The 13,145-nt window shown below is 60.1% G+C and carries 14 protein-coding genes and 1 other RNA gene; 6 read left to right on the top strand and 9 right to left on the bottom strand.

What is annotated here, in order from left to right; genetic code table 11:
- The first annotated feature begins 122 nt into the window (after positions 1 to 122).
- The 3 genes from ubiD to ACM6IR_RS27000 all read left to right on the top strand — a co-directional run bounded on the left by ubiD (position 123) and on the right by ACM6IR_RS27000 (position 3,456).
- Complete coding sequence (ubiD, locus tag ACM6IR_RS27010; protein ID WP_150712980.1) at positions 123 to 1,589, top strand: 4-hydroxy-3-polyprenylbenzoate decarboxylase; 1,467 nt, start codon at positions 123 to 125, stop codon at positions 1,587 to 1,589.
- Positions 1,589 to 2,557 (top strand): CDP-6-deoxy-delta-3,4-glucoseen reductase, encoded by a 969-nt coding sequence (locus tag ACM6IR_RS27005; RefSeq protein WP_414910512.1) that lies wholly within the window; start codon positions 1,589 to 1,591, stop codon positions 2,555 to 2,557. Before ubiD ends, ACM6IR_RS27005 begins: the two co-directional genes overlap by 1 nt.
- A 230-nt stretch (positions 2,558 to 2,787) precedes the next feature.
- Positions 2,788 to 3,456, top strand: a complete 669-nt coding sequence (locus ACM6IR_RS27000) for a gamma-glutamylcyclotransferase (protein ID WP_414910511.1) — start codon at positions 2,788 to 2,790, stop codon at positions 3,454 to 3,456.
- Between the two features lie 112 nt (positions 3,457 to 3,568).
- Here the strand turns inward: ACM6IR_RS27000 and ACM6IR_RS26995 are convergent, their stop codons facing one another.
- On the bottom strand, positions 3,569 to 4,546 hold the full coding sequence (locus tag ACM6IR_RS26995) for an NADPH:quinone oxidoreductase family protein (protein ID WP_414910510.1): 978 nt from the start codon (positions 4,544 to 4,546) through the stop codon (positions 3,569 to 3,571).
- A gap of 150 nt (positions 4,547 to 4,696) precedes the next feature.
- On the opposite strand from ACM6IR_RS26995, the gene ACM6IR_RS26990 reads away from it, so the two are divergent.
- Entirely contained in the window at positions 4,697 to 5,107 is a 411-nt protein-coding gene (locus ACM6IR_RS26990; protein ID WP_414910509.1) for a flagellar basal body-associated protein FliL, read from the top strand.
- An 83-nt stretch (positions 5,108 to 5,190) separates the two neighbouring features.
- Here the strand turns inward: ACM6IR_RS26990 and ACM6IR_RS26985 are convergent, their stop codons facing one another.
- From ACM6IR_RS26985 to ACM6IR_RS26970, 4 genes are all read right to left on the bottom strand, one after another.
- The gene (locus tag ACM6IR_RS26985; protein WP_414910508.1) at positions 5,191 to 6,309 is read right to left on the bottom strand and encodes an ABC transporter permease; all 1,119 of its coding nucleotides are present in this window, start codon (positions 6,307 to 6,309) and stop codon (positions 5,191 to 5,193) included.
- Positions 6,309 to 9,032, bottom strand: coding sequence for a ribosome-associated ATPase/putative transporter RbbA (rbbA, locus tag ACM6IR_RS26980; protein ID WP_414910507.1), 2,724 nt, complete (start codon positions 9,030 to 9,032; stop codon positions 6,309 to 6,311). Before rbbA ends, ACM6IR_RS26985 begins: the two co-directional genes overlap by 1 nt.
- Entirely contained in the window at positions 9,029 to 9,994 is a 966-nt protein-coding gene (locus ACM6IR_RS26975; protein ID WP_414910506.1) for an HlyD family secretion protein, read from the bottom strand. Before ACM6IR_RS26975 ends, rbbA begins: the two co-directional genes overlap by 4 nt.
- A gap of 132 nt (positions 9,995 to 10,126) precedes the next feature.
- Positions 10,127 to 10,576, bottom strand: coding sequence for an EVE domain-containing protein (locus tag ACM6IR_RS26970; protein WP_414910505.1), 450 nt, complete (start codon positions 10,574 to 10,576; stop codon positions 10,127 to 10,129).
- 184 nt (positions 10,577 to 10,760) lie between these two features.
- Here ACM6IR_RS26970 and ACM6IR_RS26965 point away from each other — a divergent pair, with 184 nt between their 5' ends.
- Positions 10,761 to 10,925: a hypothetical protein gene (locus tag ACM6IR_RS26965; RefSeq protein WP_414910504.1), complete on the top strand. Its 165-nt coding sequence runs from the start codon at positions 10,761 to 10,763 to the stop codon at positions 10,923 to 10,925.
- A gap of 35 nt (positions 10,926 to 10,960) precedes the next feature.
- On the opposite strand, the gene ACM6IR_RS26960 is transcribed toward ACM6IR_RS26965, so the two are convergent.
- The 4 genes from ACM6IR_RS26960 to ACM6IR_RS26945 all read right to left on the bottom strand — a co-directional run bounded on the left by ACM6IR_RS26960 (position 10,961) and on the right by ACM6IR_RS26945 (position 12,385).
- Entirely contained in the window at positions 10,961 to 11,566 is a 606-nt protein-coding gene (locus ACM6IR_RS26960; protein ID WP_414910503.1) for a 5-formyltetrahydrofolate cyclo-ligase, read from the bottom strand.
- An 86-nt stretch (positions 11,567 to 11,652) separates the two neighbouring features.
- A non-coding RNA gene (gene ssrS, locus ACM6IR_RS26955) (6S RNA) lies at positions 11,653 to 11,831 on the bottom strand.
- A gap of 30 nt (positions 11,832 to 11,861) precedes the next feature.
- A complete protein-coding gene (locus tag ACM6IR_RS26950; protein ID WP_414910502.1) occupies positions 11,862 to 12,179 on the bottom strand; it encodes a cell division protein ZapA in 318 nt (105 codons plus the stop codon).
- A complete protein-coding gene (locus ACM6IR_RS26945) occupies positions 12,176 to 12,385 on the bottom strand; it encodes a TIGR02449 family protein (RefSeq protein WP_007942437.1) in 210 nt (69 codons plus the stop codon). Before ACM6IR_RS26945 ends, ACM6IR_RS26950 begins: the two co-directional genes overlap by 4 nt.
- 194 nt (positions 12,386 to 12,579) lie before the next feature.
- Between ACM6IR_RS26945 and ACM6IR_RS26940 the strand changes: the two genes are divergently transcribed.
- Positions 12,580 to 13,140, top strand: coding sequence for a YecA family protein (locus tag ACM6IR_RS26940; RefSeq protein ID WP_414910501.1), 561 nt, complete (start codon positions 12,580 to 12,582; stop codon positions 13,138 to 13,140).
- Positions 13,141 to 13,145 lie beyond the last annotated feature (5 nt).

Below are 13,145 nucleotides of genomic sequence, written 5' to 3'. Positions count from 1 at the left end.
GCGACTGGCGTTGATCAATTCTGCCCGCGTTGTTTGTGAATGCAGCCAAGTAAGCAGCGATAAGCTGCCAGCGGACGGCAGAGCAGGTAGGATGTACGCCTATTTTACGGGTGCCATCATCAATGAAATTCAAGGATCTTCGGGATTTCGTGCAGCAGCTTGAGCAGCGCGGAGAGTTGAAACGCATCCAGATCCCCGTCTCTCCAGTGCTGGAGATGACCGAAGTCTGCGATCGTACGCTACGGGCAAAAGGCCCGGCGCTGCTATTCGAAAACCCCACCGGGTACGACATCCCGGTACTCGGCAACCTGTTCGGCACCCCCGAACGGGTGGCTATGGGCATGGGGGCTGAGGCGGTCAGTGAGCTGCGCGAGATCGGCAAGCTGCTGGCTTTCCTTAAAGAGCCTGAGCCACCGAAGGGCTTGAAAGACGCCTGGTCGAAACTGCCGATTTTCCGCAAGATCATCGCCATGGCGCCGAAAGTCGTCAAAGACGCGGTCTGCCAGGAAGTGGTCATCGAAGGCGATGACGTCGATCTCGCCATGCTGCCGGTGCAGACCTGCTGGCCCGGCGACGTCGGCCCGCTGATCACCTGGGGGCTGACCGTCACCAAGGGGCCGAACAAGGATCGCCAGAACCTCGGCATCTACCGTCAGCAAGTGATCGGCCGCAACAAGGTCATCATGCGCTGGCTGAGTCACCGTGGCGGCGCACTGGATTACCGCGAGTGGTGTGAGAAACACCCCGGCCAGCCGTTCCCGGTATCCGTGGCGTTGGGCGCTGACCCGGCGACAATTCTCGGCGCCGTGACGCCGGTGCCGGACAGCCTCTCTGAATACGCTTTCGCCGGCCTGCTGCGCGGTAACCGCACTGAACTGGTGAAGTGCCGAGGTAATGACCTGCAAGTGCCGGCCACCGCCGAGATCATCCTCGAGGGTGTGATTCATCCTGGCGAGATGGCCGACGAAGGACCGTACGGCGACCACACCGGTTACTACAACGAAGTCGACAGCTTCCCAGTTTTCACCGTCGAGCGCATCACCCATCGGATCAAACCGATCTACCACAGCACCTACACCGGCCGTCCGCCGGATGAGCCGGCGATTCTCGGCGTGGCGCTGAACGAAGTGTTCGTGCCGATCCTGCAGAAGCAGTTCCCGGAGATCACTGACTTCTACCTGCCGCCCGAAGGGTGTTCGTACCGCATGGCCATCGTGACCATGAAGAAGTCGTATCCCGGCCATGCCAAGCGGGTAATGCTCGGTGTCTGGTCGTTTTTGCGACAGTTCATGTACACCAAGTTCGTTATCGTCACCGACGACGATATCAATGCACGCGACTGGAACGATGTGATCTGGGCCATCACCACGCGCATGGACCCCAAGCGCGACACGGTGATGATCGACAACACGCCGATCGACTACCTGGATTTCGCCTCGCCGGTTTCCGGCCTGGGGTCGAAAATGGGGCTCGATGCCACGCATAAATGGCCGGGCGAAACCACCCGCGAGTGGGGCCGGGTCATCGTCAAGGACGAGGCCGTTACCCAGCGGATCGATGCCATCTGGAATCAGTTAGGAATAGATTGATGCGTGTAACTTTGCAGCCCTCCGGAGCAGTGCTAGAGATTCTGCCCGGCGAGCGGATTCTCGATGGCGCGCGGCGTCTGGGCTATGAATGCCCACAAAGCTGTCGCAACGGCAATTGCCATATATGCGCCGCGCTCCTGGTGGAGGGGCGAGTCGAACAGGCAGGCGGTGTGCGCGACCATGGCGAGTTCTACACTTGCATAGCAGAGCCGCTGGAAGACTGCATCGTGCTGTGGGATGGCGTGCTCGCGCTGGGAGAATTGCCGGTGCGCAGCTTCTCGTGTCAGGTCATTGAATGCAGGGACGTCGGCGGCGATACCTGGCGCGTGCGCCTGCGAGCACCGGCTGGCAAGCCACCGCGCTATCACGCCGGGCAGTATTTGATGATCGAGCGTGAGAATGGCGAGAAATCCGCATTCTCCCTGGCCTCCGCGCCGCATGGCGGGCGTGATCTGGAAATACATGTGTTGGCGCGCGAAAGCAGTGCTCTGAGCCTGATCGAGCAGCTGCAGCGCAATACGCTGGTGCGGATCGAGATGCCATTCGGCGATACCCATCTGGCGGAACTGCCCGACGGTCCGTTAGTGCTGATTGCGGCGGGCACTGGCATGGGCCAGATTCATAGCCTGATCGAGCATTGCCGCGCCACGGGGTTCAAGCATCCCGTGCATTTGTATTGGGGGGTGCGCCGTCCTGAAGACTTTTATGCAATAGAGCATTGGGATGAATGGCTGAAACTGCCCAATCTGTTCCTGCATAAAGTGGTGAGCGATCAATGTGGCTGGCAGGGGCGCTGTGGCATGTTGCATGAGGCGGTGTGCGAGGACTTCCCTGATCTGAAAGCGCTGCATGTGTATGCCAGCGGTTCTCCGGCAATGGTCTATGGCACGCTGGATGCCTTGGTTGAGGCCGGGATGGACGCTCATCAGATGCGCGCCGACGTATTTGCATATGCGCCTCGATCTTGATCCGCGATTTTGATTCGCGATCTTGATCGCCTTAATCGTTATAACTCTCTATATAGCCGATCGGTATTTATAAAATAATATAAATGCCGGTAGGTTATATGTCATGCAGACAAATATTTAAGAACTGTGCCATGGCATTTAAATTGCCTTAAAACATATGTGCCTTATTGTTACAGCTGTGCGTTCTATTAAGTAATTCTTCACCCGCGGGGAGCTGAACGCTATTCGCCATGAGCGCCATTGAATCTGCTTTTTTGAATCTGGCTTACCCTCCGCAGCTCGACCTGGGGCCGCAGCTTACGCACGAACAATTGCTCAGCTCCATGCAGTCGACCATGGCGCGCCATAAGGGTGGCCCGGTCTGGCTGTTCGCTTATGGCTCGCTGATCTGGCGGCCTGAATGCGCGGCGGTGGAGCGGGTGCGCGGTCGTGTGCATGGCTACCATCGCGGTTTGTACTTGTGGTCCCATGAACATCGCGGCACGCCGGAAGTACCGGGGCTGGTATTTGGCCTGGATCGCGGCGGCTCATGCAGCGGTTTCGCTTATCGCTTGCCCGAAGAACAACTCGACGCTTCGCTCTATGCCTTGTGGCAGCGCGAAATGCCATTCCCCTCCTATCGCCCACACTGGCTGAACTGCCGCCTCGAAGACGGAAACCAGGTTCAGGCATTGGGGTTTGTATTGGAGCGTCACCTGCCCAGCTATGCCGGCAACTTGCCGGATCACGTGCTGAGCCACGTGTTCGAGAACGCCTGTGGACGCTACGGCACCACTCGCGATTATGTCGAGCAGACCGCCCACGCCCTGCGTAGCCACGCCATGCCAGACCGGAATCTGGAAGCGCGGCTCAAACGTTGTCAATCAAAGTCCGATCAGGCGAGCGCTTCCCGGGGCTGAGTGTGTCGGAAAAATCACCAGGCACCCTTTTGGTGCACCCTGTCCGCCCGAAGAATCAGTACCGTGCTTTGGAAAAAGCAATCTGAACAGTGTCCAGACCGCTTCATTGGGCTCAGCGAACCTGAACCACCACCTTCCCGACCGCCTTGCGCTGCCCAAGATCATTAATCGCTTGCGCCGCGTTGCTCAGCGGATACACCTGTGACACCAACGGCTTCAACTTGCCCTCGGCAAACCAGCCAAACAACTGCTGGAAGTTCGCCGCGTTGTCCTGTGGCTGACGCTGGGCAAACGAGCCCCAGAACACGCCGACGACGGCCGCACCTTTGAGCAGTGCGAGGTTCACCGGCAGTTCCGGAATGCGTCCGCTGGCGAAACCAACCACCAGCAGGCGGCCATTCCAGGCGATGGCGCGGATGGCCTGGTCGAACAGGTCGCCGCCGACCGGGTCGTAGATCACGTCGGCACCCAGGCCATCGGTCAGGCGCTTGATTTCGTCCTTGAGGCTGGTCTCGCTGTAGTTGATCAGCTCATCGGCACCGGCAGCCTTGGCCACGGCGAGTTTTTCAGCGCTGCTGGCGGCGGCGATCACGCGGGCGCCCATGGCTTTGCCGATTTCCACGGCGGCCAGGCCAACACCGCCAGAAGCGCCGAGGACCAGCAGGGTTTCACCCGGTTGCAAGTGGCCCCGTTGCTTGAGCGCATGCATCGAGGTGCCGTAGGTCATGCTGAACGCCGCGGCGGTGTTGAAGTCCATGGAGGACGGAATGGGCAATACGTTGTAGCCCGGCACGGCGACCTGTTCGGCGAAGCTGCCCCAGCCGGTCAGGGCCATGACCCGGTCACCGACGTTCAGATGACTCACCTTTTCGCCCACCGCGCTGACCACGCCAGCCGCTTCGCCACCTGGCGAAAACGGGAAGGGCGGCTTGAACTGGTATTTGCCCTCGATGATCAACGTGTCCGGGAAGTTGACGCCGGCGGCGTGCACATCCAGCAGGATTTCATTCTTCTTCGCGACAGGGCTGGCGACGTCTTCCAGCACCAGCGATTCGGCAGGGCCGAAGGCTTTGCACAGCACGGCTTTCATCAGGGCTATTCCTTTGGGAGTGATGGCCGATAAGTGTAGGTGTGTGAATCGACGGGTCAACGAGCATGCCCCGCCCTGATAGGCAGCCATAAGCTTGTGCTTGCGCGGCGGGCCGTTATGCTAGGCCGCAAACCGGATAAGGAGCGAATTGTGAAAGCGTGGATCATGTTGATGCTGGCCCTGTCTCTGCCCATGGCAGCGATGGCCGAAGAAGCAGCCAAAGAAGGTGACGCCCCGAAAGTCAGCTACCTGACGCTGACCCCGCCGTTCGTGGGTAACTATGGGTTGGATGGCACGCCGAAGTTGAAGGTCTTCAAGGCGGATGTGGCGTTGCGGGTAACCGGTGAAGAAGCGACCAAACTGGTGAAGGCCAATGAGCCATTGATTCGCAATCAACTGGTCGCGTTATTCGCCCAGCAGACGACCGAGGCGATGAACAGCGTCGAGGGCAAGGAAAAGCTGCGTCAGGAAGCCCTGAAACAGACCCAGCAAGTGATGAGCGACGAAACCGGCAAGCCAGTGGTTGAGGATCTGTTGTTCAACAATCTGATCATTCAGTAAGACTTCTGCTGTCCGGACTGGCCCCATCGCGAGCAAGCTCGCTCCCACAGGGGGGCGGAATCGGTCGGAGGTCACCCGGTCTATCAGGACGCCAGACTCTTGCGAAACCGCATCAGTGCAATTGCAAAGAACAGCAACCCGATGGCGGTCAGCGCCAGCAAATCCGGCCATACAACGCTCAGCCCGGCGTCGCGAAACAGGATCGCGGCGCTGAGGCTGACAAAGTGTGTCGATGGCGAACCCTGCATCACCCATTGCAGCCATTGCGGCATGCTGTCGAGCGGCGTGCTGCCGCCGGACAGCAGCAACATGGGGATGATCACCGGAATGGCCAGCAGGCCGAACTGCGGTGTCGAGCGGGCCAGGGTTGCGAGGAAAATTCCCAGCGCCGTACTGGCGAACAAATAAACCGCCGTCACCAGCAAAAACAGACTCATGGAGCCGGCCAGCGGCACACCCAGCGCGCCTTTGACGATCACTTCCAGTGAGATCCAGGTGCACAGCACCACCACCAGCATGTTGCTCCAGACTTTCGCCAGCATGATTTCCAGTGCCGTGAGTGGCAGCACCAGCAAATGGTCGAGGGTGCCGTGTTCCCGCTCCCGCAGCAGCGCCGTGCCGGTCAGGATGATGGCGAGAATGGTGATGTTGTTGACGATCTGAATCACCGCCAGAAACCAGCCTCCTTCCAGATTGGTATTGAACAGTGAGCGGGTGGTCAGCAGCACCGGCGCCTGGCTGGCTGGATCGTTCTGGCCGCCGTAGTTCAGCAGTTCGCGCTGGAAAATCCGCCCGATGTACCCCGCGCCCATGAACGCCTGGCTCATGGCGGTGGCGTCGACGTTGACTTGCACCGCCGGCTGGCGACCGGCCAACAGATCCGCCTGAAAATTCGCCGGCACGTTAATCACAAACGTGTACTGACCGTTGTCCATGACCTGATCGAGTTGCCCGTAAGGCAGCAGCACCGGGCGCTGGAACTCGGGCGGTTGCAGGGCCTGGGCCAATTGCCGTGAGAGGTGGCTGTGATCTTCATCCACCATGGCCACGCTGGCGTTGTGCACGCCGATCACCGAGCCGGCGGCCGGCATGTAGATCGCCACGGTAAAGACGTAGAACAGAAACAGCAGCAACACACTGTCGTGTCGCAGGCTGGTCATTTCCTTGAGGCCCAGACGCAAGATATGCGCAAGCTTGTGCATCAGGCCTCCTGCTTTTTCAGCATGACCAGGCTGAGCCCGGTGAAGGCGAGAAAGAACCCGAACAGCGCCAGGCATTGCGGCCATAACTGTCGCAGGTCCAGCGCTTTGGTGAAGGTGCCGACGGTGATGTCGAGGAAGTAACCGGCCGGAAATAACATCCCCATCATCGCCGCAGCGCCTTCGAGGGAGGAGCGCGGCACGATCAGCCCGGAAAACTGGATGGTCGGCAGGCTGGTGATAATCATGGTGCCGAGGATCGCGGCGATCTGGGTCCGGGTGAACGCCGAAATCAGCAGGCCCATGCTGGTGGTTGCCAGCACGTACAGCAGCCCGCCGAAGGCCAGGGTCAGGCCGCTGCCCTTGAATGGCACACCGAACAGCCAGCGGTTCATCGCTGCCAGCACCGCAAGATTGATCAGGCTGATCACCAGATACGGCGCCTGTTTGCCGAGCAGAAATTCCAGTCGGGTCAGCGGCGTGGCGTAGAAGTTGGTGATCGATCCCAGCTCTTTCTCCCGCACGATCCCCAGCGCGGTGAGCATCGCCGGGATAAACGCCAGAATCAGCGCCATCACCCCGGGGCCGATGGCGTTAACGCTGACCACGTCCTGGTTGTAGCGGAACCGGGTTTCCAGTTTGGCTGCTGCCGGCCGATTTAGCGCGGGGCTGCTTTGCTCGCTCAGGTGTTCAAGGTTGGCCTGGTGCACGGCCTCGACATAGTTGCGACTGGTTTCGGCGCGGAACGGCATGCCGCCATCCAGCCAGGCTGCCACGGCGGGTTGGCGCCCGGCATACAAATCACGGCCAAACCCCGGCGGGATCTCCAGGGCCAGCTTGATCTCCGAACGCTGAAGGCGTTGATGCAGTTCTTTGGTGTCGTGGATCGGTGCCTGTTCAGCGAAGTAGCGCGAACTGCGGAACGCTTCCAGATACGTGCGGCTTTGCGGCGTCTGGTCCTGATCGAACACGGCGAAGGCGAGTTTTTCGACATCCAGGGAAATCCCGTAGCCGAAAATGACCATCATGAAAATCGCTCCGAGCAGGGCGAATGCCATCCGCACTTTATCGCGCAGCAGTTCCTTGCCTTCGCGACTGGCGACGGCCACCAGACGTCCGACGCTAAAGCCGCGCTCCTTCATCGGCGTGGCTGGGGTGACAGGTTCGTCGGGGGGCACGGCGGGCGTCGGCGTTTCGACCGCACCTTGGACCTGTTCCAGACACGTGACAAACGCCGCTTCCAGCGTCTCGCCCTTGAACTGCTGTTGCAGCGCTGCCGGGGTGTCGCAGGCCAGTACCTTGCCGGCGTGCATCAACGAAATGCGGTCGCAGCGCTGGGCTTCGTTCATAAAGTGAGTGGAGAGAAAGATCGTCACGCCTTGCTCGCGAGACAACTCGATCAGCAATCGCCAAAAGTCATCCCGCGCTGCCGGATCCACGCCGGAGGTCGGTTCGTCGAGGATCAGCACTTCCGGACGATGCAGTACCGCCACGGCCAGGGACAATCGCTGGCGCAAACCCAAGGGCAGGGCACCGGACTGTTGATCGCAGACGCTGCCCAGGTTGAAGCGCTGGATCAGTTCATCAATGCGCCGGGCGCTGTCGACCTTGGGTAAATCGAACAGCCGCGCGTGCAAATCCAGGTTCTGCCGCACACTGAGTTCGCCATACAGCGAAAAGCTCTGGGACATGAAACCGACCCGTTTGCGGGTGGCCAGGTCCTTGGCGTTCACCGGGTTGCCCAGCAGCATGGCGCGGCCTTCGCTGGCAGGCATCAGCCCGGTGAGGACTTTCATGGTGGTGGTTTTGCCGCAGCCGTTGGAACCCAGAAAACCGAAAATCTCGCCACGACCGATGGCGAAGCTGACCTTGTCCACGGCGGTGAAATCGCCAAAGCGCAAGGTCAGGTCGTGGGCTTCGATGGCGATATCCGTGTTGGCGCGGGTCTGGGGTGGAATCACCAGTGGCTGGTTGTCGTGGCCGCTGTCGCCCTGAAAGTGGGTGAACGCTACGTCGAGTTTGCCGCTGGGGGTCGAGGCGGCCAGTTCGCTGCTCAGGCCCGTCGCGATCAGCTTGCCGCCGTCGAGCATCAGGCAATGTTCGAATTGCTCGGCTTCTTCCATGTAGGCGGTGGCGACCAGCAGCGTCAGCTGCGGGCGTTGACGCCGCACATCGTCCACCAACTCCCAGAAGCGCCGTCGGGACAAGGGGTCGACGCCGGTGGTCGGTTCGTCGAGGATCAGCAGGTCCGGCTCGTGGATCAGCGCGCAACAGAGCCCGAGCTTCTGCTTCATCCCGCCCGAGAGCTTTCCGGCCGGGCGGTCGGCGAAGCGCAGCAAGTCAGTGGCCAGCAGCAGGCTGTGCATGCGCTGATTGCATTCGGCTTTCGACAGGTCGAACAAGGTGGCGAAAAAGTGGATGTTCTCGCTGATCGACAGTTCGGGATAAAGGTTGCCGCCCAGGCCCTGAGGCATGAAGGCGATGCGCGCGTAGAGGCTGTTGCGATGGCGGCGATCCTGAATGGAGCCGCCCAGTACTTCCAGTTGACCTTGTTGCAGGGTTTTCACGCCAGCGATCAATCCCAGTAAACTTGACTTGCCGGCGCCATCCGGGCCGATCAGCCCGCAGCGCGTACCGGCAGGCAGGCTGAACGTGATATCGGTCAGCGCCTGCTGTTTACCGTAGCGGTGATTGATGCCGGTCGCTTGCAGCGCCAGATCAGTCATTGCAGGTTGGCCGGCCAGCCAATCGGGGCGGTGCGCACATAACCGGCACCGGGCATGCCCGGTTTGGCCTGGGGCAGGGCACTTGGGTCGGTCAGGCGCAATTTGACGCGGAACACCAGTTTCTGCCGCTCATCGCGAGTCTCGACTTCTTTGGGGGTGAACTGCGACTTGGCCGCGACGAAGCTGATTTTAGCCGGTTGCGGGTGGTCCGGCAGGGCGTCGAGCAGGATCCGCGCTTCATCACCAACCGCCAGGCGCCCGGTCACGGAGGCCGGGAGGTAGAGGTTCATGTATTGGTCGTTGGGGTCGATCAGCAACAGGACCCGTCCGCCCGCGCCAAGCACTTCGCCGGGTTCGGCCATGCGCAACTGGATCACGCCGTCGATGGGCGCGCGCAGGCTGCTGTCGTCAATTTCGCTGGTCAACATTGCGACCTGGGCCTGCGCCGCACCAATCGCCGCGCCGACCGCCGATTCCTGGGCCCGGGCAGCGGCGACCGCAGCACTGCCGGTGTCCAGGCGCGCTTGCTGTTGATCGATGATCTGGCCACTCACGAAACCGTGCTTGAACAGTTCCTGGGAGCGTTTGAGTTCCTGTTGGGCGAGCAGTTGTTCGCTCTGGCGCAGTTGCACGTTGGCCTGGGCGGCAGAAAGGTTTTCCCGGGCGCGCAGCACCTCGGCTTCAGCTTGATTGCGCTGGGCTTCGAGGGTGCGGGTGTCCATGCGGGCCAGCAGTTGGCCCTTGCTGACCTTGTCGCCTTCATTGACGAGCACCTCGGCCAGTCGCCCGGGTGTTTTGCTGGCGATCTGCACTTCGGTGGCTTCGAGGCGTCCGTTGCCGACATACAAGCCTTCGGGCAGACGGTCATGCATCGACTTCCAGTAACCGAAACCACCGGCGGCCAGCAGCAAAATCATCAGAGAGCTGGCGAACAAAATCGAAGAGCGACTGTGCGTAGACATGCGGGCATCCTGCGGCTGTTGCGTCCTAGTCTGGCTGATCGAGCGCCGGGGCGCCTTGATGCCAATCAAATGAAGAGCAAGCCTAACCCTATTGGGCGGGCAAAAGAGGATGACTGGGCGGTTCTGCTTTATTTAGCGTAAATCGAGTACCGCCGCCCATTGTTCAGCAGTCACTGGCATCACTGACAGTCGCGAGCCTTTCTGCACCAGCGGCATTTCGGCCAGCGCGGTTTGCTGTTTCAGGTAATCGAGCTTCAAGATTTTTGCGAACGTTTCGATGTGGGCGACATCGATGGCGCTCCAGGCGTTTTTCTCCTGGGTTGCCTTCGGATCGTAGTAATGGCTTTCAGGCTCCAGCGCCGTCGGGTCCGGATAGGCTGCTTCGATAATCTTGCCGATCCCGGCAATCCCGGGCTCCGGGCAGCTGGAATGATAGAAGAAGAACTCGTCGCCAACCGCCATCGCGCGCAAGAAGTTGCGCGCCTGATAGTTGCGAACCCCATCCCAGCGCGCTTTGCCAAGCTTTGCGAGGTCTTTGATCGAGAGCTCGTCGGGCTCGGATTTCATCAGCCAATAGGCCATGGTTTTTGCTCCTTGCGAGGTGAGTCAGGCGATTTTATGACAAACCGACGGTCGGTTGACGCCAGCGTTTGCGTGTGGGTTCACGTTGTCGCAAAATGCCGGCCTTCTTAGCTTGACGCTGCTGCACGGCCTACAACGGAAACCGCTGCTGTCATCGTATTGATGTGCCTTTGGGGGGCAATCGATGAAACGCAAACCGGATTTACTATGGATATTGGTCATTTTGTTTGGCCTCGGCGTCGTGACCACCGGCTACGCCCAAAGCCTGTGGAATAACAATTCCGATGCTCCGATCGAAATCGCACAGCAGCAGCAACAGAAACATCAGCCGTCGGCCTTCAAGCGCTGAACCTGTCTTTTGGACGCCGCTGATTCCAGTGGCGTCTAGCCTGTGAAATACCACGCCTTGTCTGTCACCGTGCCTTGCAACGGTACATCCCAGCTCGCTTGAGCCAATCGTCCGACCTTCTGACATTCATGGGCCAGTCCCAACAGCGTCGGCTTGCGCCAGGTTTTGCGTCGCGCCAGGTACGCCAGGCTGCGGTCATAGAAGCCACCGCCCATGCCCAGGCGTCCGCCGACATCGTCAAACCCCACCAGCGGCAATAGCACCAGATCCAGCGCCCAGATCCTGCGTTGCCGGGCGATATTGGCCCGTGGTTCGAGAATGCGGAAACGGTTGGGTTTCAGTTTTTCGCCAGGACGAATCCGCTGGAACACCATTTTGGTTCGCGGCCAGGCGCTGAGCACCGGCAGATAAGTGGCTTTGCCCCGGCGTTGAGCTGCACGCAGCAGCAGACGCGGATCGATTTCACCGTCGGTGGGCAAATAGAGAGAAATATGTTTTGCGCGGAGAAACAGCGGTTGCTGAGCCAATTGCTTGTACAGCCCGCGGGCCGCCTGGCGCTGCTGACTGGGTGTCAGTGCGCGGCGGGCCTTGCGCAGCATGCGTCGAAGTTGCGGGCGGGGCAGCAGCGCAGGTTCGGTCATGGAGTCAGGCTTCGGCAGGGCAGGTACGTAAAGCGTACCCGTAAAAAAGCCGATGCCGGTATTTAAACCGGCATCGGACTGGAATCAGGCTCCCCGGATGTACCGCTGCTGACTTAGCCCTTGAACCCGAAAGTTCAAGGTGGAAGATGCAGTAGGCTTTAAGGCTTTCCGTCTAGCGGACATGCACACCAGCCCAACGTGCAGCCTCCAGGGTAGTGCGAATCGGCTCAGGGACGTGGTCAACTGGCAAGCACCCCAGGGAGTGATGCGAGTATACCCCAAGCGGTTCCGTGTTTCAGCCCTTGGTGACGTCCGGATCGGTGGCGAGCACCAGATCGACGCGATCCAGCAGGTCGCGAACCTGCTCGCGGGTCGAGCCACTGGCTTGCACATCCGGGCGCTGTTCCTTGTGCAGAAGATCGTGCGTGATGTTCAGCGCGGCCATCACGGCGATGCGATCGGCACCGATGACTTTGCCGCTGCTGCGGATTTCGCGCATCTTGCCGTCGAGGTAGCGGGCGGCGCTGATCAGGTTGCTGCGCTCTTCCTGGGGGCAGATGATCGAATATTCTTTGTCGAGGATCTGCACGGTAACGCTATTGCTTGAACTCATGAGTCTTGCTCCAGGGCCTTGAGGCGCGAAATCATCGATTCGACCTTACGCCGTGCGATTTCATTTTTTTCAATGAGGTGCGCGCGTTCCTCGCGCCAGGTCTTTTCCTGAGCTAATAGGAGTCCATTTTGACTCTTAAGTTGCTCGACTCGGCTAATTAGTAGCTCGAGTCTGGCCATCAGCGCTTGCAGGTCGGTGTCTTCCATTGTCTTCACTGTCTGATGGATGTTGGACTGTAGGCGCGAGCTTGCTCGCGATGAACCCGAGAACGCCGCGGGGTGTCAGGTACCCAGCGTTATCGTTGGCGACCATCGCGAGCAAGCTCGCTCCTACAGGGGTAGTCGATGTAGGATACAAGGCCTTCATTCTAGACATAGCGCCGTCTGGCGCCTAGCTGCCCATGCCCATTCAGAATTCCCCGTACAAAGCCTTCGCCACCCTGCTGACTTCCAGCGGTCATAACGTCTCGCCTGCCGAACTGCATGGCCTGCTGCTCGGCCGCAGTTGCGCCGGCGCCGGTTTCGATGCTGAAGGCTGGCTAATTGATGCCGCCGAACTGCTCGAAGGCGAGCCGCAAGACAACGTTCGCAATGCCTTGATCGGTTTGCAAGAGATGGTCAAAGGCGAGCTCACTGGAGACGACGTGACCGTCGTTCTGCTGCTGCCGACCGATGACGAGCCGCTGGCTGACCGCGCCGCCGCACTGGGCCAATGGTGCCAGGGTTTCCTCAGCGGTTTCGGCCTGAACTGCCGTGACAGCAGCATGCTGAGCGCCGAGGCCACCGAAGTGCTGCAGGACTTGGCGGCCATCGCCCAGGTGCAAGACGCACTGGAAGAGTCCGACGACGGCGAAAGCGATTACATGGAAGTGATGGAGTACCTGCGCGTCGCGCCGCTGCTGCTGTTCTCAGAAACCAAGAAGCCGGACGCGCCGGCTGCTGCCAAACCGTCGTTGCATTAATCGCG

Source organism: Pseudomonas sp. IT-P253, assembly GCF_949768125.1.
Lineage (GTDB): Bacteria > Pseudomonadota > Gammaproteobacteria > Pseudomonadales > Pseudomonadaceae > Aquipseudomonas.
Note: the sequence above shows the minus strand (reverse complement) of the source record. Positions and strands in the feature narration are given on the sequence as shown.